General features: G+C 60.7%; 14 protein-coding genes. 7 read left to right on the plus strand and 7 right to left on the minus strand.

Features of this window, described 5'->3' with window-relative positions:
• Positions 1-384 precede the first annotated feature (384 nt).
• Entirely contained in the window at positions 385-1,317 is a 933-nt protein-coding gene (locus tag WAW39_RS28040; RefSeq protein WP_422322682.1) for a metal ABC transporter substrate-binding protein, read from the minus strand.
• Between the two features lie 52 nt (positions 1,318-1,369).
• Positions 1,370-2,365 carry an A/G-specific adenine glycosylase gene (locus tag WAW39_RS28045; protein ID WP_422322684.1) on the minus strand — a complete coding sequence of 332 codons (996 nt, stop codon included), beginning with the start codon at positions 2,363-2,365 and terminating at the stop codon, positions 1,370-1,372.
• A 115-nt stretch (positions 2,366-2,480) separates the two neighbouring features.
• Between WAW39_RS28045 and rnhC the strand changes: the two genes are divergently transcribed.
• The 4 genes from rnhC (at position 2,481) to WAW39_RS28065 (ending at position 7,971) form a co-directional block, all read left to right on the plus strand.
• Positions 2,481-3,419, plus strand: a complete 939-nt coding sequence (gene rnhC / locus WAW39_RS28050; protein WP_422322686.1) for a ribonuclease HIII — start codon at positions 2,481-2,483, stop codon at positions 3,417-3,419.
• Between the two features lie 86 nt (positions 3,420-3,505).
• Positions 3,506-3,859: an HU family DNA-binding protein gene (locus tag WAW39_RS28055; protein WP_422322688.1), complete on the plus strand. Its 354-nt coding sequence runs from the start codon at positions 3,506-3,508 to the stop codon at positions 3,857-3,859.
• Positions 3,860-3,948: 89 nt separating this feature from the next.
• Complete coding sequence (locus WAW39_RS28060; protein WP_422322689.1) at positions 3,949-7,065, plus strand: c-type cytochrome; 3,117 nt, start codon at positions 3,949-3,951, stop codon at positions 7,063-7,065.
• A 105-nt stretch (positions 7,066-7,170) separates the two neighbouring features.
• Entirely contained in the window at positions 7,171-7,971 is an 801-nt protein-coding gene (locus WAW39_RS28065) for a 3-keto-disaccharide hydrolase (protein WP_422322691.1), read from the plus strand.
• Positions 7,972-7,978: 7 nt separating this feature from the next.
• On the opposite strand, the gene WAW39_RS28070 is transcribed toward WAW39_RS28065, so the two are convergent.
• From WAW39_RS28070 to WAW39_RS28085, 4 genes are read right to left on the minus strand one after another with little or no spacing between them, the layout of a single operon-like run.
• Positions 7,979-9,427, minus strand: coding sequence for a hypothetical protein (locus tag WAW39_RS28070; protein ID WP_422322693.1), 1,449 nt, complete (start codon positions 9,425-9,427; stop codon positions 7,979-7,981).
• A 20-nt stretch (positions 9,428-9,447) separates the two neighbouring features.
• Positions 9,448-10,449: a leucine-rich repeat domain-containing protein gene (locus WAW39_RS28075; protein WP_422322695.1), complete on the minus strand. Its 1,002-nt coding sequence runs from the start codon at positions 10,447-10,449 to the stop codon at positions 9,448-9,450.
• A 46-nt stretch (positions 10,450-10,495) separates the two neighbouring features.
• Positions 10,496-11,893, minus strand: a complete 1,398-nt coding sequence (locus WAW39_RS28080; protein ID WP_422322696.1) for a DUF1552 domain-containing protein — start codon at positions 11,891-11,893, stop codon at positions 10,496-10,498.
• An 11-nt stretch (positions 11,894-11,904) separates the two neighbouring features.
• The gene (locus WAW39_RS28085) at positions 11,905-14,301 is read right to left on the minus strand and encodes a DUF1592 domain-containing protein (RefSeq protein WP_422322698.1); all 2,397 of its coding nucleotides are present in this window, start codon (positions 14,299-14,301) and stop codon (positions 11,905-11,907) included.
• A 121-nt stretch (positions 14,302-14,422) separates the two neighbouring features.
• Between WAW39_RS28085 and WAW39_RS28090 the strand changes: the two genes are divergently transcribed.
• Together WAW39_RS28090 and WAW39_RS28095 are read left to right on the plus strand one after the other, a co-directional pair.
• Complete coding sequence (locus tag WAW39_RS28090; RefSeq protein ID WP_422322700.1) at positions 14,423-16,396, plus strand: ATP-binding protein; 1,974 nt, start codon at positions 14,423-14,425, stop codon at positions 16,394-16,396.
• Positions 16,389-17,030 carry a response regulator gene (locus WAW39_RS28095; protein ID WP_422322702.1) on the plus strand — a complete coding sequence of 214 codons (642 nt, stop codon included), beginning with the start codon at positions 16,389-16,391 and terminating at the stop codon, positions 17,028-17,030. The genes WAW39_RS28090 and WAW39_RS28095 overlap by 8 nt, the downstream gene beginning before the upstream one ends.
• Before the next feature lie 347 nt (positions 17,031-17,377).
• Here WAW39_RS28095 and WAW39_RS28100 read toward each other — a convergent pair whose 3' ends face one another.
• The gene (locus WAW39_RS28100; RefSeq protein ID WP_422322703.1) at positions 17,378-18,601 is read right to left on the minus strand and encodes a GDSL-type esterase/lipase family protein; all 1,224 of its coding nucleotides are present in this window, start codon (positions 18,599-18,601) and stop codon (positions 17,378-17,380) included.
• 34 nt (positions 18,602-18,635) lie between these two features.
• Between WAW39_RS28100 and glgX the strand changes: the two genes are divergently transcribed.
• A complete protein-coding gene (gene glgX, locus WAW39_RS28105) occupies positions 18,636-20,855 on the plus strand; it encodes a glycogen debranching protein GlgX (protein ID WP_422322705.1) in 2,220 nt (739 codons plus the stop codon).
• Positions 20,856-21,422 lie beyond the last annotated feature (567 nt).

Consider the following 21,422-nt stretch of genomic DNA (forward strand, 5'->3'; position numbering starts at 1 on the left):
GTATGGAAAGGGGTATGTGGTTCGTTTCGCGGCCAAAAAAAAGCCCTGCTGCCTTGGAGTGGGCGAGCAGGGCTTCCTTGGGAAACTGGCCTTCGGGGGCCTAATGGGGTGTCAAAGCACCCTGCTCGCTACATCTCTTTGTTGGGAGACTCCAATCTTGTGCTGGATAGGCGGCCATAAAGCCATGATCCAATCTCCCACACACGATCGCTCCCCGACGCTCGGTCAGCGCGGATGAGTTAAGATGTGTCTGGTTGGTTTTCATGACTTGTTGTGAAGGTAACGAATAATGACACAGCCTTGTTAGGCCGTCAACACGATAATCTATATTTTTCTTATTCGGTCGATCTCCAGATGTGTTTTCACACCTAAAACTCCTGCATGTCACTGAAAGGCCTTCTCCATCGCCTCCACATTCGCTTTCATCACAGTCATGAAATCACCACTTGCAGGCACATTGCCACAGGGATCAAAGACGACGCTATGCAGCCCAAGTGCCGCAAGCTTGTCGACGTTTTCTTTGCTTGGCTCGCCTTCCCAGATCATCCACCGTGCGCGATGACCGGCAAGGACGCCATTGAGATCGCTGAGCGCTGTGGCATCCAGCGCAGTGTCGGGCTCCCAAAGGACTGACTTCAAGTTCAACCCATATCGACGTGCCAGATAGTGGTAGACCGGATGAGAGGCCACCAGCGGATACTGTACCAGGCGACGGCTGAGCGCACTCATGCGATCATCCAGAGATTCCAGCTCATCTTTCAGGGCCTCTGTGTTCTTGCTGATGGAGTCTTTGGCAGCGGGCACCAGTTTCGCCAGTGCATCTCCCACTGCCTGCGCCTGCAAGGAGGCCTGTTTGAAATCAATCCAGGTGGTGAATGCGGTGCCATTGTGGCTGTGCTCCCCGCCCGGGCCATGGCTGTGCGTGGTGGCATCGCGCACCTCAATGAAATTGTTGGCAAAGGCGGCCGAGGTATCCACCACCTTCGACTCTGGCAGCGTGATTTTGTCAGCCCACTTGGAGTAGCCAGCACCATTCATGAGAATCAGATCGGCATTTTGAAATGCCGTGATGGCGGCCTCATCCGGCTGCCAGAAAGCAGGGTCTTCGTCTTTCGGTGCGAGGAAGCGCACCTCCACAGCATCTCCCGCGAGGCGTTGTGCAAAATACTGCAGCGGGTAGTTCGCCACCAGCACCTGCGGTTTGCCTGACTTGGCGGCAGGCTGGGCAGCCGGGGTCTCAGCAGCTTTTTCCGCCGAGGGTTTGCAACCCGCCATCACAAGGGCGAGGCAGGATAAGAGAAGAGTGCGCTTTTTCATAAAGGATAATGGCATCTGGTAGGTCATGGGAAGTCAATCGCAAACTGACAATTCAGGCACTGAGCCGGAACTCTCCGCGCTGGAGCAGGTCGTTCAATGCCTTACGATACGGAGCAGGCATGGGTGTGGATTCAAGTTCAGCGACAGGGATCACCCGATGCGTATCAGGCCATTCCCCTGCCTGCACATGCGGTTCATGCACCCAGAGCGTGACCTTGTAGCGCGTGATGCCATATTGCATGCGCAGCAGCACAGGCGGCGGTGAATCCTCATGCATGGGATGCAGCGCCGGCAGCTTCCACAAACCGGTGCGGCGTTTGCCAGTCTCCAGTTCCAGCAGCACGCCCTCGCTGGTGCGCAAAAAAACGACACGCTCTGTGACGGCGGTGATCTGCTGACGCGCGTTCTTCACAGGCAGTGCTTCCGGATCAGTCGCACGGCAGTGGGCGCGCACCGGGCAGAGATCACAGGCAGGCTTGGTCGGCGTGCAGTGGGTTTGCCCGAGCTCCATCAGCGCCGAGTTCAAGGCACGCGGATCATCCGTCGCTAGCACCAGGGCTTTCGAGCGTTCCCACAGCAGTTTCGTGCCAGCAGTGGAGTCCACCGGCGTGGCATCATTGTAGATGCGCGAAAGCACCCGCGCGATGTTGCCATCGACGATGGGTTCCTTGAGGCCAAAGGCGAAGCTGGCCACCGCACCGGCCGTATACGGCCCCACGCCCGGCAGATCAAGAATGATCGCATGCTCGCTTGGAAACACCCCGCCATGCTGCGCCATCACCTCCTGGGCAAGCCGCTGCAGATTGCGCGCCCGGCGGTAGTAGCCCAGTCCCTCCCAGGTTTTCAGCACCTCCTCTTCACGCGCTGCCGCCAGTGTCTTGAAATCAGGAAACCGCTCCAGCCAGCGGGCGTAAAAACCACGGTCCAGCACCGTCGCGATCTGCGTCTGCTGCAGCATCACCTCCGAAACAAGAATGGCATAAGGATCACGCGTGCGGCGCCAGGGATAATCACGCGCATTATGCCCAAACCAGTTCACCAATTCCATGGCGATAGCTTGGGGATCAGGCCTGGCAGTTCGAGAGCGCATCGTGCCTCACTTATGAACGATCCGGCGCATTTTTCATGAGTCTTTCGCCACTCCTGTGATTAAAATCACGCCCATGCCAGCCCTGACAAGCTACACCCACGCGCTCACCTCCCCTCAAGCGGTAAAACTGCGCACCCTGCTGGAGGAACGTGGCTTTGAGTTTCAAACCAAACCCTACTGCCTCTACGCCGCCGCCAAATCCAAGGTCAACGTGTGCGTGTATGAAAAAGGCCCCAAGATCGTCGTGCAGGGGAAAGACACCGAGGATTTCATCACGAACCTGCTTGAACCTGAGGTGCTTGGGGAGGCAAAGCTAGGCTACGAAGAAGTGCACAACCCCGAGATGTTCCAGCCTCACATCGGGGTCGACGAAAGCGGCAAGGGCGACTTCTTCGGCCCGCTGGTCATTGCAGGTGTTTATGTCGATGGCGATGTCGCACGCCGCCTGCGTGACGCCGGAGCTGTTGACAGCAAACGCATCAGCAGTGACGCGCGCATCTATAAAATTGCCGCCGACATCCGCACCATCCCCGGCCTCGCCTGGGAGGTGATCGCCATTCACCCAGGACGGTACAACGAGCTCTACACCAAATTTGGCAACCTGAACCGCCTGCTGGCCTGGGGCCATGCCCGGATCATCGAAAACCTGCTGGAGCGCGTCCCCGGCTGCCAGCGGGCCATTTCGGACCAGTTTGCCAATCCCGCCGTGCTGCAGCGCGCTCTGCAGACCCGCGGCAGGGAAATCGAACTCGTCCAGCGCACCAAGGCAGAAAGCGACCCCGCCGTGGCCGCCGCCTCCATTCTGGCACGCGAGGCTTTTGTGGGCTGGCTGATGTCCCAAGGACAGAAACTGGGTGTGGAACTCCCCAAAGGAGTTTCAGATGGCGTGAAAAAAACGGCCGCCAAGCTCGTAGAACAGCACGGCAGCGATATTTTGCCAACGCTGTGCAAGATGCACTTCAGGACTTCTTCTGAGGTTTTATCGGGTATAGTTTCGGATCCCCCCAAATAAACCTACTGACTAAATCGTAGGTAGGGACAATAATTCGACACAGAAATTAGTTGCACCCTGTTAATCGTCTCGCTAGTCACCTTATTATGACCACGATCACCAAAAAAGATTTGGTTGCGGAACTCAGCAACGCAACGGGAATCAAGCATGCCGACACACTGGCCATGGTGGAGGCCTTTATGGAGTTGGTTTCGAAGAATCTAGCTGAGGGGAACGAAGTGACGCTGCGCACTTTCGGCACCTTTGACCTTCGAGTTGCGCGTGGCAAAATCGGTCGAAACCCAAAGCAGCCGAATTCTGAGGTGATGATCCCGGACCGCTGTGTCGTGCGTTTCAAGCCCAGCAAGGAGCTCAAGTCCCGTGTCGCGTCGCTGTCCGTGCAAAATGTACATGATGGCGTTGCCCTGAACGGTAGTAAGCTCAACGGCAGCCAGGTCTAGCCTCGGCTGACCAGCTCAGCGTACGTGTTTGCCAAAGGATGGCAATCGTGTGCAACGTCAGGTGATTTGGTGCGTACTTTTCGCCCACCATGTTGCCTCGTATTCTCTCCACGTTCGCCGCTTTCGCCCTCCTGCTGAACACCGCCTCCGCTGCCCCGCAGTGGATCTGGCTGTCCAAGGATGGCAACAAAGACCCGCAGGTCACCTTTCGCTATCGTTTTGAAGCGCCGGCCAAGGTGCAATCAGCCCTGCTGGAACTCACCTGTGACAACGGCGCGGACGCCCTGCTCAATGGCCAAAAGGTTCTCACCAATCCCGACTGGCAGGAGGCCACGAAGGTGGACATCAGCAAGAATCTCAAGCTCGGTGCGCAGAATGAAATCATCGTCAACGGTCGCAACAAAGGCGGCGTCGCGGCGCTCATCGCCCGCCTCACCCTCAAGCTGCCGGACAACGAAAAGCCCATCGTCGTGGAAACCACGGACAAATGGGAGGCTACCAAAACCGGCACCACGGCCTGGCAGCCAGCCATCGTCATCAATGAGTATGGCAAAGGCCCCTGGGGCCTCGCGCTGGATGGCAAACCGGGTGGCGGCAAAAACAGTGGGCCGGCAGAAAGCATCGCTGCATCTGAGATCACCGTGCCCAAGGGCTTCAAAGTGGAAAAACTCTACAACGTGCCCAAGGACCAAGAAGGCTCCTGGGTGGCGCTTACCGTCGATCCCAAGGGCCGCCTCATCGCCTGCGACCAATATGGCAGCATCTACCGCATGGGCGTCCCCGCCATCGGCAAGACCGAGAACCTCAAGCCGGAAAAGCTCGCCATCGAAATGGGCAAGGCCCACGGCCTCCTCGCCGCGTTCGACAGCCTCTACGTCATGGTCAACGAAGACGACAAGAACAACGGTCTCTACCGCCTGCAGGACACCAACGGCGACGGTCAATACGACAAGACCACCAAGCTGCACACCATGGCCGGCGGCGGTGAGCACGGCCTGCACAGCATGACCGTCAGCCCGGATGGCAAGCGCATCTTCTTCAACTGCGGCAACCACACCAAACTTCCAGAAGGCCTCACGGACAGCCGCCCCGCCAAGATCTGGAGCGAAGACCACATCCTCCCGCGCATGTGGGACGCGAACGGCCACGCACGCGGCATCCTCGCCCCCGGCGGCTACATTTGCAGCATGAACCCCGACGGCAGCGGCCTGGAGCTCTTCTGCTACGGCTTCCGCAATGAGTTCGACATCTGCTTCAACGACCAGGGCGAACTCTTCACCTACGACGCCGACATGGAGTGGGACATCGGCAGCCCGTGGTACCGCCCTACCCGTGTGAATCATTGCGTCAGCGGTGCGGATTACGGCTGGCGCAGCGGCAGCGGCAAATGGCCCAATTATTACCCTGACTCCCTCCCCACCGCGCTCGACATCGGCCCGGGCAGCCCCACGGGCGTGGTCGCCGGCACCGGTGCTAAGTTCCCTGCCAAATACCAGCACGCCATCTTCATCAACGACTGGACCTACGGCACCATGTGGGCCATCAACCTGGAAGCCAAAGGCGCCAGCTACGCAGCCACCAAGGAAGAATTCGTCTTCGGCAAACCTCTCCCTCTCACTGATGTCGTCATCCATCCGCAGGACGGTGCCATGTACTTCGCGGTGGGCGGCCGCAAAACCCAGTCCGGCGTCTATCGCGTGACCTACGTCGGCAGTGAATCCACCGCCCCCGTCACAGCGCAGCCTCTCGGCGAAGACTTCAAGCTGCGGGCCTCCCTCGAAGCCTACCACACCGGCAAGGTCGATGCCGCCAAAGCCCTCCTGGACGCCTGGAGCAAGCTCAGCCACGACGACCGCAACGTGCGCTATGCCGCCCGCGTCGCGATTGAAAAACTCCCCGTCGCTCTCTGGCAGGAAAAGGTTTTCAGTGAAACACAGCCCGTCGCCTTGATCGAAGGCATCATCGCCCTCGCGCGTGTCACGGGTGCCAAGGCCAATTCCGAAGGTGGCAGGCCCGCAGCCAAGCCCACCGGCACCTCCTCGGAGCCCATCGGCCACGTCTCGCCAGAAAACGTCGAACTCGAAGGCCGCATGCTCCTTGCCCTGGGCCAACTGGCGGGGACTAAGCTCCCGCTCGATCAGCAGTTCGCCGCCCTGCGCGCTTTGGAGCTCATCCTGATCCGCCTTGGCAAGCCGGATGCAGACGTCTGCTCAAAGATCTCCACGGCACTCGACCTCGTTTATCCCACGGAGAATCCCTTCCTGAATCGCGAGCTCTGCCAGATCCTCGTTGCCATCGATTCACCCACAGTCGTCTCCAAGACCCTCGCCCTGATGGCCACCGCCAAAGACGATTTCCAGGAAGTCGCCACCGATGCCGTTTTGAGCCGCAACGACGGCTACGCCAACGCTGCCCGCGCCGCCGCTGGCAGCCGCCCCAATGCCCAGCAGATCAGCTACATGTTTGCCCTGCGCAACGCCACCGCAGGCTGGAACTCTGAGCATCGCAAAACCTTCTTCTCCTGGTTCCCCCGCGCCCGCACCTGGAAGGGCGGCAACAGCTTCAAAGGCTTCATCGAAAACATCCGCAAAGACGCACTCGCCACCTTTGTGCCGAAGGAAGAACTCGCCGCGCTCGACACCCTGAGCAACAAGGTCGAAGCCAGTACCTCCATCCCCAACTACGTCGCCCCCAAAGGCCCCGGCAAAAACTGGACAGTCGATGAAGTCGTGGGCCTAACCGCAGGCGGGCTCAAAGGCCGCAACTTCACCAATGGCGAGAACATGTACCGCAGCATCATGTGCGCCACCTGCCACCGCTTCAACGGCGACGGCGGCAGCATCGGCCCCGACCTCACCGGCGTCGGCAACCGCTACACCATGCGCGACCTCATGGAAAACATCGTGGATCCCAGCAAGGTCATCTCCGACCAATACGACAGCCACGAAATCACCAAGAAGGATGGCAGCGTCATCATCGGCCGCATCGTCGTTGAGGAGAACGGCAAGGTCTTCATCATGACCAACCCCTTCGCCCCCAACGATCACATGGCCATCAACGAAAGCGACATCGCCAAGAAGGGCACCCGCAAAGTCAGCATGATGCCCCCCGGCCTCATCAACTCCCTCAATCAGGACGAACTCCTCGACCTCATCGCCTACCTCACCAGCGGCGGCAATGCGAAGGACAAGGCGTTCCAAAAGTAAAAAAAGTAGTCCAGTTGTGCCGCAACTGGATTGGAGAAGGCCGACGATTTCGTCGGCCTTCTTTTTGCCCGCAAATCATCTGCCCCCACCTCCGTTACTATGATCATGCATCGCCTGCTTCTCACCCTTCCCCTCTTCGCCGTTCTCGCCTCCGCCGCCGAACCCGCGAAGCAGGCTGAACCCAAAAAAGAAAAACCCTTCACCCCCGGCGGCATCTACCGGCAGGGCGACATGCAGCGGCCACGCCCAACGGTGATCACTCCTCCCACAGCCACCACCGCGCCAAGCGATGCCGTCGTTCTATTCGATGGCAAGGACCTCTCCAAGTTCATCCGCAAGCCGCGCAAGGATGACAAAGACCAAAGCGACGTGCCCAACTGGAAGATCGAAAACGGCTACGCTGAGATCAAGCCCAAGGGCGGCGACATTGATACCAAGGACAAATTCGGCTCCTGCCAGATCCACCTCGAATGGGCCACGCCCGCCGAGGTTGTGGGCAAGAGCCAGGGCCGGGGCAACAGCGGCGTGCTGATCCATGGCTGGGGCGAAGTGCAGGTGCTCGACTCCTATGAAAACGACACCTATCCCGACGGTCAGGCCGGAGCGATCTACAACAATTACCCCCCTCTCGTGAACGCCAGCCGCAAGCCCGGCGAATGGCAGAGCTACGACATCATCTGCGAGTGCGCGCAGCTCGATGACAAGGGCAACGTGACCCAGCCCGCCCGCATCACCGTCCTGCATAATGGTGTCATTGTGCAACATGCCGCTCCGCTCGAAACGAAGGTGCAGGAATTTGGCTTCGCCCTCCAGGACCATCACAACCCGACCCGCTACCGCAACATCTGGGTACGTCCCCTGCACCGCTATGATGAGAACGCGAAGAAGGATGAGGGGGCCAAGTAGGCCGCCGTCACTTCTTCGCCACCGCAGGCTTGCGCTGCTTCTCCGTCACCAGCTTGTGCGTCTCCTCGCCGATCCAAAGATCGGTGCAGAGCGAGGGCTTGCCGGGCAGCTCTGCGGTGCGGTTGAAAAGCAGCACATCACCCGTTTTCAGATCCGCGAGCTTCACCTGCTGATCCGCTTTCCACACGCGGGTGGCATCGTTCACCAAGACGATGCAGCTGCCGATGTCCTGCGGGCGCTGCATGTCTCCATTGTAGTCCTTCACCAGCGGCAGCTGCCAGGCGACGTGGATGCGGTCTCCGTGAATGGCGGTGACGCGTGCCGTGCTGGCATTCGCGCTGGCGTGGCTGAAGTCATCGCTGATGCGGCTGACGCGGGTGAAGGCACCTTTGGCGTTCTGATAAAGATCAAAGCGATAACGCTGGCCGGTGGGCAATTGGGCAAACTGAGGATCAGCACCGAGATACTTCAAGGTGTGATGCTTGATGAGCGTGAAATTCACCACCTCGCCGGTGAGTTCGGTGCTGAACTTCCCGCTGCCAATCTTGGCATCGGCCTCCACGAGCTGTCCATAAATCACGTGCTCGGAAAAGGGCGGTGGCTTCACCTCATCTTTAAGCTGATACCAAGGCAGATGCGCATTGCTGAAATCCGTCCGGAAGGGGAACTGCTCCGCGTATTCCTTGGCGACGTTCTCGACCAGTTCCTGATTCAGCATGCGGCCAAAGCCGTAGCCCATCAGGCTCTCACCATAGAACTGATCCTGCACTTTCCATCCTGCGAGGAACACACGCACAACGCGGCCACGGCGGAAGCCTTCGAGCATGTTGCTCACTTTCAGCGTCACCTGCACACCGCTGCTGCCGAAGTTCTCCGTGGGCACCTTGCTCACTTCCGTGATGGAGCCGCCCTCCCCATCCACACCCGGATTCCACGTGCGCAGTTCATCGTTTGCCACGCAGAGCTTGCCAGTTTTACCCACAGCGATCAGCTCACCATAAGCAGCTTGAAACGCGGTGGGATCACCACTGAAAAAAGTCACCTTAACCGAGTTGCCCTCCGTCTTGTCGATCCACCCGGCGATGCCGCGCTTCTCGGTGAACTCACGGAACTTCTTCAACTGCGCCGCATCGGCGGGCTGGCCGTCATCCGTGGTGACGAGGCGTGTCAGCTTCCCTTCGGCATCCGGCAGCATGAGGAAGGTCATCTTCGTCCCCAGCGGCACCTCGCGCAGATCCGCCTCCACGCCCTTGTATTTCATGATCGCATACGGCGGCATGGAGAATGGCATCAGTTTGCCATCCTCGGCGCGGAACTCCCCTTTGCGAAGGATGAAGTCCACGCTGACCAGCTCCCCATGGATGCGCTTGGCATCATTGAGCGATGGGAACTCCATTGCCTTGGCCACAGACAGGGACAAGGCGGAGGCAAAGAGGAGGACGCAGAGAAGTCGCATGGGGTGTCGGTTGAATCGGATCACTTGAATTTCACATCCACCTTCGGCAGCAGCGCCTTGATCTTGGCCTGCGTCTCTTCCGGATAGCCCTTCTGACGGTCGATGATTTTCAGCTCCTTGAGGAAGCTGAAGCCTTGCAGCAGCGGCAGGCGTTCTTCGGGCATGGCTGGGCTGCCGAGTTCGAGGGATTCAAGCTGCGTCATCGTGGCCAGCACCTTGAAATCATCATCGGTGGTGGTCTTGCAGTTGGTCAGGGTCAGGCGCTTCAGCGTCTTGATCTCCTTCACGATGGGCAGCGACTCGGATTTGTCGAAGCCTTCGCCAAGCTGCAAATATTCAAGCGGCAGTGCAGTGATATTCTTCAGCGCGGCAGGCGTCGCATGTGCGCCGAGTTCCAGTCCCTTGAGCTTCGTCAGCTTGGCCAGATGGGGAGCCCCCGCATCCGTGAACTTCGCATGCGCGAGGCTGATGCTTTCGAGGTTCGGAAGGTGGTCGCTCAGTTCCTTCAAGCCCTCGTCATCGATGCTGCTGCCGCGATGGCTCACCTTGGTCAGCTTGGTAAAGCCCTCAAATTTCGCATAGGCGCGTCCGGTGATCTTGGTGCCGACGAACGAGAAGGACTCAAGGTTCTTCAGCCCCGCCAACTGCTCCATGCCCGCATCCGTCAGCGAGCCGTTGTTGGTGAAGCGCAGGGTTTTGAGGTTGGTGAGCTTCGCGATGTTCGGCATCCACTCGTCATTGAACTTGGTGGAAATGACATTGAGCGACTCCAGCGTGGTGATGTGCCCGAGATGCTCAAAGAAGGCGGCATCATACGGATCTTCCTTCCGGTGATCATGCGGCCCCGTGTTCGGCACGGCGAGATCCACCAGCTTCAGGCTCTGGCCGTCCTCGGTCTTTTCGACCTTGCCCTTCGCTCCTTCGACAATCTTGGTGACGGCTCCGACGTGGGGTTCCAGAGCAAGGGCGGGAATGGCTGCAGCGAAAGACAGCAGGGTGATGAATGAGAGGGTTGGTTTCATGAAGAGTGGTTGGGAAAAGGAGTGCAGGTTTTGGCAGCGTTTATAATCACACGATCTCACTGACCGGTCCGAGACTGTCGACGAAGGTCTCGGCATTGACCTCCATCTTTTGCAGCATGGTCACGAGCACGTTGCTGAGGCGGGCCTTGCCATCCTTGGGTTTTCCGCAAAGGCTGCGCCATTCGTCATAGCTCAGCGTGTAGTCCTCTTTGAGGTGCGGCCTGTTGTAGTCGAGATGCTGGCCGTGCTTCAGGCCAACGCCCTTGCCACCCGCAAGCAAGATGGGCAGGTTGCTGTTGCAATGGCTGTGGCCGTAGCTCATGCCGCTGCCAAAGAGCACCATCGTGCGGTCCAGCAGCGGTTCGTCACCGTCTTTGACCTCGCGCAGTTCATCGAGGAAATGCGCAAACTGCTGCATGATGAAGGCATCGCTCTTCGCGAGGCGATCCAGCACCACCGGATCGCCATTGTGATGAGAAAGGTTGTGCCGCGCCTGCGTGATCTGGATCTCCGGAATGGCCAGTCCGTTGCCTTCGCTGCCGTTCATGTAAGTCACCACACGTGTCATGTCCGTGCGCAGCGCCAGCACGATGAGGTCAAACATCGTGCGCCAGTATTCACCGGCCTGCGCTTTGGGCACATCGCGCTGGAAGGGGGCTGCCAGATTCTTTTCCACCACGGGCTTCGGAATATCGAGCCACGCGTCCAGGCGCTCCGTACGCTGCTCCACATCACGCACCGCGTGCATGTATTCATCCAGCTTCGTGCGGTCATCCGTGCCGAGAGCCAGTCGCAGTGACTTCGCGTCATCCAGCACCGCATCCAGCACGCTGCGGCGCTTCGTGAGGCGTGCCCGCTGCGCTCCAATGCCACCCGCTTCCTCGCCAAACAGACGGTTGAAGATCGTCTTCGGATTGTCGTCCGCCGGCAGCGGCACGCCATCGCGCGAGAAGGCCAGCGTGTTGGAGTTGAAGGGCTGCCCGGTTCCGGTGGAGATCGAAAGCTCCAGCGAATTGAAGCGCGTCTGCTGCCCCACCACCTCGGCCATCATCTGGTCACAGGAGATGGTGTTCTCGTATTTACGCCCCCCTTGCGCGTCGATTTTCGCACCCGTGAGCCACGTATCCGCGCACACATGCGCCTGCCCCAGACCGTTCGGATGATGCAGCCCGCTGAACACGGTGAAATCCTCCTGATGCTTCGCCAGCGGCTTCAGCGAAGGCGAAAGCTCATAACCGCGCCCGGCCTTCGTGCACTGCCACGTCATGCCGTTCACCCCGTTCGGAATGTACACAAAAACACTGCGGCGAGGCTTCGCTGTGGCAGTAGCACTGGCGCGCAAAGGCACCATCGCATCCAGCAAGGGCAGCGCCACGGTGGTGCCGAGTCCGCGCAGAAAGTGGCGGCGGTTGATAAGCCAGCGTTGGGATTGGATGTTGCTCATGGTGATGCAGGTTAACGTTTTAAAAACAGCGGACTCGTGACGAGAGATTCAATGAGTGAGGCCAGCTTGTAGCCATCGGCCTTGGATGCTTCGGCGATGCGCTTGAGCTCTTCGCGATCCGAAAACGTCATGCCCCGGCGCAGAGCATAGGTGGCGAGCTTGTCCGTGACAGCAGCGGCGAACTTGTCCTGATCATCGAGCAGGATCTTTTTCAACGCCACCGAGTCGGCAAACGCACGCCCATCCGGCAGCACGCCGCTGGGGTCCAGCGCCGGGTTGTCGCCGGTGCCGTCCTTGATTGTCTCCACGGTGCGCCAGCGGCCAATGGCGTCGTAGTTGTCAAAGGCGATCCCGAGCGGATCGATCTTGTTGTGGCAGGCCGTGCAGTTCGGGTCGGAGCGGTGCAGCTCCAGCTTCTCGCGCACGGTGGTCTTTTTGGCCTTTGCATCCGGCGTGGTCAGCGCAGGCACGTTGGCGGGCGGTGGTGGTGGTGGCCTGCCGATGATGGACTCCAGCATCCACACACCGCGATGCACCGGTCGATGCCGCGTGCCGTCGGAAGTAAGACTCAACACCGAAGCCTGCGTGAGCAAGCCGCCACGGTGATCCTCCGGCTTGAGCACCACGCGCTGCAACTGATCCCCACGAACGCCTTCAATGCCGTAGTGCATGGCCAGGCGCTCATTGATCATCGACCAGTCGGAGTCGAGAAACTCGCGCAGGCTGCCGTTGCGCTTCAGCACTTCCTTGAAGAATCCCAGCGTCTCCGCCACCATGCTCTGCTCCAAATTTTCGTCGTAGTCGGGATACAGTTCCTTGTCCGGCGGGAACATGCCCACCTTGCGCAGTTGCAGCCACTGGCGCGGGAAGCTGTCGGCAAACTCCTGCGCCTTGGGATCTCGCAGCATGCGCTGCACTTCGGCGCGCAGTGTTTTTGAATCCCGCAGCCTGCCCTTCTTGGCAAGCTCCAGCAGATGCTCATCAGGCATCGAACTCCACAGGAAGTAGGACAGCCGCGAGGCGAGCTCGTAGTCGCTGAGCGTCGGCGCAGCCTTCGCCGCATCGCCCTCTTCCAGATAAAGAAAGCTCTTCGCGCACATCACCCCGATGAGCCCGTTCTTCACCGCCACTTCAAACGAATCGCCCAGTTCCAGCGACTTGTTCACCGGCTGCATCAGCCGCTCGATCTCCTTCGCCTGCACCGGCCTGCGCCATGCGCGTGTGGCAAACTGCGTCAGGATCTCCCGCGCATCTTTGCTCACATAGATTTTCTGATGCGCCTGTGTCGGCCAAGAATCCACGATGGGCCCGTCCCACTCCACGGTGTCCACGATCAGCGTCGGCTGGATCGGCTTGAAGTCATCGTCCGTGAGCTTGAGCTGCCACGGCACGCGGCTGCGGGTGTTGGTAAAAGCGTTCGGCGTGCCGCTGTGGCGTGAGCGCCGGCCTTCGGGGTTCGGTCCCGGCACGGAGTTGATGATGCGCACCGGATATTTGCCCGCCACCAGATGCACGCGCGCCTCCACGGTGATCGGCTTGTCTTCCGGCGCATCGATGTCCTGCTCGATCAACGTGGTGTTGATGCTCGACAGGTACACCTTCAGGCGCGGCGCACGACCGCCTGCGGGGCGCAGACCGCTGAGCTTCAGCCGCAGCAGGTAATCGCCCGTGGTCTTGATCTCGATGTTCCAGGAATCCGTCGTGTAGTTCCTCGGCACGATCTCGATGCGCACCTTGTCGGCGATGCCACGCGCCTGGTATTCCTCTTTGAAGCCCTTCCAGCGCATGTCGAAGGCCTCCCAGCGGATCACCTCGCGCTTCGGCTCAGGGCGCAGCGAAAGCGCTTCATCGAGAATCGCATCCGCAGCGGACAAGTATTTCTCAATGTGCGCAGGCGAAAGCGTCAGCACGGAGCCGATGCGCTCAAAGCCTTTCCAATCCGGGTCCTCCGGCAGCCCGCTCGGTGCCTTGACGTCAAAGTTCACCCCCAGCAGATCGCGCACGGTGTTGCCATACTCGTCACGCGTCAGCTTGCGAAATGCCACACGTTCACCCGCCGAAGACTGGCGCACGGTTTCGGCCTCACGCAGTTGCAGCAGGATCCAGTCGGCCACCTTGGAAATTTCCTCGGGCTTCGGCCTGGTTTCATCCTCCGGCGGCATGTCGCCGGAATTGATGCGGCTCATGATCTCCTCCCAGTGGCCCATGATCTTCGGCGACTGCAGGTCCACGATGAGATTGTCCACGCGCAGATCCCCCTTCTGCTTCTTGGCGCCGTGGCAGCTGTTGCAGTGCTGCTCAAAGAAGGGGCGCACGAGGCCTGTGAGATCACGCGATTCAGCCCCCATGGCAGCATGGGAGGTCAGCAGGGCGGCAGCGGTCAGCGCAGGAAGCAGGAGGCGTGTCATCGGTCTTGAGTTCAAACGGTGCCCCGCAGAGCTTTGTGCACCTCCCCCGAATGTTCGGGGGACCCTGCGGCAGCAGAACCCGGTGGCAGGGCGGCGCCCTCCTCGCTAGGCTCCCTTCACGGTGCGTCACCTCCTCCATCCATGCTTTGGCGTTCTCCTCATGCTGTGGGGCGGGACGGCCCATGGCGAGCTCACATCATGGATTCCTGAAATGCGCGCGCTGGCGGCAGAGCGCACGGCTTTGCAGGAAAAGCTCAGCGCCATGCCCGCAGCACCGGAAGTGCAGCTCACTCAGCGTCTGGGCTGGCACAGCGAGTACTCATCCTCCCAAGACAAGGCCGAGTGGGTTGAGCTGAATCTCGGGCAGGCGCAGCAGATTGATTCCGTGGTGCTCATCGCCCCGCCACCCAATGGTGCCGCCGTGGGCAAAGGCTACGGCTTCCCCATCCGCTTTTACGTCGAGCTGCTGGATGAAGGCGAGGACAATGAGCGCACCATCATCGCCGACTACACCGATGCCGATTTCCCCAATCCGGGCCTGCTCCCCGTGGTGATCCCCGCAGGCGGACGCATGGCGCAAAAGGTGCGCATCACCGCGACGCGACTGTGCACCACGGGCGAACGCAGCTTCTGCGCCTTGGGCGAAGTCATGCTGCTGCAGGGAAAGCAAAACCTCGGCGCACGCCTGGAGGCCATCGGCCCTGCCGCCGTGCGTGCCAGCAGCAGCTCGGGCACACGCCCGGACTGGGGCCGCATCAATCTCGTGGACGGTCACACCGTGCTCGGCCCGCCCCTCGGCACTCGTTCAAGCCCGACACTGGGCTTTCGCAGTGTGCCCACCAGCGAAGGCCGCCCTTACGACAACCCATGGGTGGAGATTGATCTCGGCACCGTGCGGCCCATCGATGAGATCCGCCTCTTTCCCTCACATCCGCCGCAGTTCTCTCACAGCCACGGCTACGGCTTTCCGGTGCGCTACCAGATCGAGCTGCGCGAAGAGGACAATGAAGAGCCGCGCCTCCTGCCCACGCCCCAATCCGGCAGCTACAATGCCCTGCCCGGCGACAATGTGGTCACGCTCGTCGGCGCGCATCGCGCACGCTTTGTTCGCCTGCAGGTTCTCGATCCGCATGTGAGCAACGGCTCCGTCGTGCTCGCCATGGCGGAGATGCAGATCTGGTCCGAAGGCAGAAACATCGCCACCGCCTGCGATGTGAATTCCCCCAATTCCACGGAACAAAACGGCTGGTCACGCGCCGCGCTGGTGGACGGCTTTGCCAGCGGTGCTGACATCGTGGACTGGCCCGGCTGGCTGGCGGATCTCTCCCAGCGGCGTGAAGTGGAGCACCAGCTCGGCTTGATCGAAATGAAGCGCGAAACCCTCACGCAGCACTGGCAAAAGAACGCCCTGGGGCTGCTCATCGGCGTGGCCGTGGCAGGCGTCATCGTGCTGCTCCTGTGGCTGCAGCGTCAGCGGCGCATCCGGCGCGGGGAACTCGAACGCCTGCGCGAGCGCATCGCGCAGGATCTGCATGATGAGATCGGCAGCAGCCTCGGCAGCATCGCCCTCATCGCTCAGGACCTTCTCGCTGAGGGCGGCCAAAGCCCCCAGTCCCGCGAGGACCTGACCGACATCAAAGACATCGCCGCAGAAACCGTGGACGCCATGCGCGACATCACCCGCCTCATGCAGAGCGAACGCTACGGCACCGACGACCTTCCCACCCTCCTCCGCGAAACCGCCGACCGCATGCTGCGCGGCATCCAGCACACGCTCGATCTCGATGACCACGCCCAGACCCGCCGCCTCTCCGTGGACCGCCAGCGCGACCTCATGCTGATGTTCAAAGAAGCCCTGCACAACATCACGCGCCACGCCGCCGCCACCGAAGTGCACATCACCCTCAAGCAGACGCACAACGACATCATCCTCACCCTCCGCGACAACGGCCACGGCTTCGACACCACCGCCAAACACACCGGCATGGGCCTCACCAATCTGCACCGCCGTGCCGCCAAACACCAAGGCTCCACGGACATCACCTCATCGCCCCAAGGCACCCTTTTAACTCTCACTCTGCCGCTGCATGCCTGACACCATCCACCTCTGGATCATCGAAGATCACAAGACCTACGGCGAGCGTCTCGTCAGGGCCTTGAACCGTCTCGACGGCATCGCCTGCACGCAGCGCTTCACCGCCTGTGAGGATGCCTTTGCCGCGCTCGCCACGGAGCCTGCGCCGCAGGTGCTTCTGCTGGATGTCGGCCTGCCCGGCATGAATGGCATCGATGGCATCACACGCCTGCGCCAGCTTGCACCCAGCACCGCCATCGTCATCCTCACCGTGTTTGAAGAGGACGACAAAATCTTCCGCGCCATCTGCGCCGGTGCCGCCGGGTACCTTTTAAAAACGTCCAACACCGAGGACATCGCCGCCGCGATCCGCAGCGCAGCCGCAGGCGGCTCCCCCATCAATCCCCACATCGCACGTCGCGTGCTGGAGATGTTTTCCAAGGCCAACGTGCCGCAGAAGGACTACGGCCTCACCCCGCGTGAGCTGGACATCTTGAAGCTCCTCGTCAGCGGCAGCACCATCAAAGACGCCGCCGCCCAGCTCGGCATCGGCTACTACACGGCGGACGAGTACATCCGCAGCGTGTACGTGAAGCTCCAGGTGCGCAGCCGTGGCAGCGCCATCGCGAAGGCGGTGAAGGAGGGGCTGGTGTGAGGTTGCGCAGATAAAGGATCGCAGATGGAATGACACACGGCATTGATCATCACGCGGTCTTACGCGCATAAGGATGCGGGCGCGAGAATGGATGGTAGGGAACCGCTGTGCGGGTCCGTAATTTCGGGTCTGTCATTCCCGCAGGCGCTCAAAAAGGTGCGCCGTCCTGGGAGCTTTCGACAGCGGAAGACGGAGGCGCTTGAAAAGGGGAGAGCTGTGAATCGACAGACCACGCTGGGACGAAGAATTCCAGGGACGCGCACAGCGCATCCCTACCATCCCCTAACGGCGCGCAGGGTTTGTCGGGAACCGCCTCTCTGCGTGTCACTCGCCCAATATCCTCCCCCCTACTTCAAATACGGCCCCACCACTTCTTTCCAAATCACATACCCCTTCGGATTCATGTGCAGCTGGTCCTCCACAAAGATGTCCGGCTTCGGCTTCCCATCAGCCCCCAGCATGTGCGGATACACATTGATGAACTGCAGCCGCTTGTCGGTCTTCGTGTACTCCTCCACCAGACGGCTGGCTTCGATCATCTTGTCGATCATGCTCCAGCGCTTCGGATTCGGCGCATTCGAAATGTAGCAGATGCGGCACTCCGGCAGCGCCGCCCACACCTTGGCCACGAAGGCTTTGAAATCCGCAAACACCCGCTGCGGCGTTTTGCCGGCATTGATGTCGTTGCCACCCGCATACATCACCACCTGCCGTGGCTTGTACTTGATCACGGTCAGGTGCGCGTAGTTGAACGAATCAAACACCTCGGAGCCGCCAAAGCCGCGGTTCATCACCGGCAGTCCGGGGAAATCCTCCGCCAGACTCTTCCACTTCACGATGCTGGAGCTGCCGGTGAACACGATGGGATTCTCCGGCGGCGCCTTTTCCGCATCCTTCTTCGCAAAGGCCAGGATGTCCTTCTGCCAGCGGATGGCGGAGGTCACGACATCGTAACCCGCCTCGCTGAAGTGCAGCTTGTCCTCCACGTAAAGCTCAGGCCGGGGCTGGCCATCGGCACCGAGGAGCAATGAGAACACATCAATGAAAACGACGTCCTTCTTTTCGCAGGACGCGGCGATGAGCGCATTGGCCTGCCTGACCTGCTCCACCTCACTCCAGCGCGAAGGCGAAGGTGGAATGGAGATGAAGGAAATCGCAGTCTTTGGCAGCGCTGTGCGCACCTTCGTCACGAAGTCCTCAAACGCCGCCAGCACCTCCTCCGGTGTCTTTCCCGCATGCAGGTCATTGCCACCGGCATTGAGGTAAACCTGCTTCGGCTTGTATTTGATGACACAGCGCTCCGCGAAGAACGCCACGTCACTGAGCTGCGAGCCGCCAAAGCCGCGATTGAGCAGCGGCGTTTTCTTGAACCTCTCCGGCAGCGACTGCCAGCGGCGGATGTTCGAAGCGCCGACAAACACCGTCACATCCTTCGGCGGCGCCTTGGCCTCATCCTCCGCTTCAAAAGCCTGGATGGCCTTTTCAAACCGTGCCGGATCCGCCGGCTTGAGGGCGTGAGCCCAGGAGGAGCAGATGACAAGAAAAAGGACAAGAAAATGGCGATAAATCATGGCGGCATGGCAAACGTTGTGCGTTGTGGATCTCATGCAACCTTTGCTCACCAGCTTGAAACGCAAATTTGCCCGGATGACCACGCCCGTCCTCCCATCTCGTGCCTCCGTCCCAGACTCCCCCTCCCCCGTTTCTTTCGAAATCAGCGGAGAGCCACTGACTCCCGGCGTCACGCTGCTGCGTGAAAGCACCCGCTTCGTGGTGCACTCCCGCCATGCCGTGGCCCTGGACCTCTGCCTCTACGATCCCAAGAACCCCGCTCGCGAGACCGCCCGCGTGCGCATGCAGCGCACCGAGTGCGATCTGTGGCATGCGACCGTGCGCGGGATCCAAGCAGGCACGCTGTACGGCTACCGCGCCCACGGCCCGTGGCTGCCCCAAAACGCCATGCGCTTCAATGCCAAGAAGCTCATGCTCGACCCCTACGCCCGCGCCATCCACGGCACTCCGGACGAGGCCGAGCACATGCGCACGCTGCCGGATCCACGGCACTCCCTGGGATGCATCGACAACGGCTCACACGCCCTGAAAAGCGTGGTGATCGATGAATCCTTCGACTGGACCGGCGATGCCAAACCCCGCGTGCCCTGGCAGGACACCGTGATCTGTGAGCTGCATGTGAAGGGCTTCACCCAAACGCACCCGGACGTGCCTGCCAGGCTGCGCGGCACCTACGCCGGCCTCGCGCATCCCGCCGTCACCTCCTACCTGCGGGATCTCGGCATCACCAGCGTGCAGCTTCTCCCGGTGCATCAGCATCTGGACGACGGCTTTCTGCTGGGCCGGAATCTCACCAACTACTGGGGCTACAACACCATCGGCTTCTTCGCCCCGCACAACACCTATGCCTCCTCAGCGGATCCGCAGGAGCAGGTGCGCGAGTTCAAGGCCATGGTGAAGGCCCTGCACACCGCCGGCATCGAGGTCATCCTGGATGTCGTGTACAATCACACCGCCGAAGGCAATGAGCACGGCCCCTCGCTGATGTTTCGCGGGCTCGATGATCACAGCTACTACCGGCATCATTTCGGCGAAAACGGCGCGGACTACATCAACGTCACCGGCTGTGGCAATTCGGTCGACTCCGCCAGCCTGCCTGCCCTGCGCCTCATCCTGGACAGCCTGCGCTACTGGGTCACCGAAATGCACGTCGACGGCTTCCGTTTCGATCTGGCCGTGACGGTGGCCCGCGATGAAAAGGACGGCTTCAACCGCCAGTCCCCCTTCCTCAGCGCCGTGGCGCAGGACCCCGTGCTCTCGCGCGTCAAGCTCATCGCCGAGGCCTGGGACATCTCCCGCATGGACAGCTATCAGGTGGGCAATTTCCCCGAACCCTGGCGCGAGCTGAACGGCAAATATCGCGACACCGTGCGCAGCTGGTGGCGCGGAGACTCCGGCTGCACCGCCGAGTTCGCCAAGCGTTTCTGCGGCAGCCAGGACGTCTTCGGCTGGAACCAGCGCCCGCCCCTGGCCAGCATCAATTTCCTCACCTCGCACGATGGCTTCACCCTGCTGGATCTCGTTAGCTACGAGCACAAGCACAACGAAGCCAACAACGAGGACAATCGCGACGGCGACAGCAACAACCACAGCACCAACTGCGGCGTGGAAGGCCCCACCACCGACCCCAAGGTGCTCCAAACACGCGGCCAGCTCCGCCGCAGCCTGATCGCCACGATGATGTGCTCCCTCGGCGTCCCCTTCATCACCGCTGGCGACGAACGCGGCCGCACCCAGCGCGGCAACAACAACGCCTACTGCCAGGACAGCGACATCAGCTGGATCGACTGGCACGACTGCGACGAAGAAATGCTCACCTTCACCCGGCAGATCACCGCCTTCCGCCGCAGTCATGAGGTGTTTCGCCGCCGCAGCTATTTCGATGGCAAGCTCAATCCCGCCACCAGCCTGCGCGACGTCCTCTGGCTGGAAAGCGATGGCACCCTGCTGCACCATGAGGAATGGCATCAGGAGACCCGCCGCTGCTTTGGCGCACTGATGGGCGCCGTGAGTGACTCCTCCGCCACGCTGCTGCTCCTGTTTAACAACAGCGCCGAGCCACAGCCCTTCACCCTCCCCGGCGGCCCGGACATCCTCTGGTCCCTCGTGTTCGACACCGCCTTGAGCCCCTCCTTCCCCGCCAAGACGCCCCCCGGCCTGGCTGGCTCCCAAACCTACCCGCTGCTCGGCCAGGGAATCGTCTGCCTGACCCTCGCCGCCGGAGACCGCGAAACGCTGGAGCCGAAGCTCTGAGCCGGTTCTCAAAGAGCACTCGGACAACGCAAAGCATGCCGCAGCCGATGGAGGGGGGATCATCTTGATCCCCCGTCTGGCGCGGTGATGGCTGCGGTGTCACCCAAGAAGAGACCCGCCTCTTTCCAATGCGGAGCCGAGGGCGAGAGCGGAGCGTTGAGGGATCGGGACGATCCCTCTCCTCCAGAGCTCGCTGCAGCAGGCGGAGGGGGATCGTCCCGATCCCCCATCTGGGCGCTTGAGATACAGCGTTTCCAAAACTGATCCGAAAAGCATGCGTGGCGACACTCGGCGGAGGCTTGCGGACAAGCATCCATGCCTCGCGCCAGCCCAACGCGGGTGGGGCTGGCTGTCCTCAGCCAGCCGCCGTCGAAGCCCATGCTCCTCGAGCAAGAAACAACCCGCCAAACGGAAATGGATTTTGCGAACCGCTGCAACCGCACCGCCAATCCTCATGACATGAAATGGTATCAAGTATCACTCGGTATCAAACCGGTATCATTGATACCATCGGTATCATGGTATCAAGGTATCACTCCCTATATACAGGGAGTGATACCTTGATAC

Source organism: Prosthecobacter sp., from assembly GCF_049294395.1.
In the GTDB taxonomy this organism is placed as follows: domain Bacteria; phylum Verrucomicrobiota; class Verrucomicrobiia; order Verrucomicrobiales; family Verrucomicrobiaceae; genus Prosthecobacter.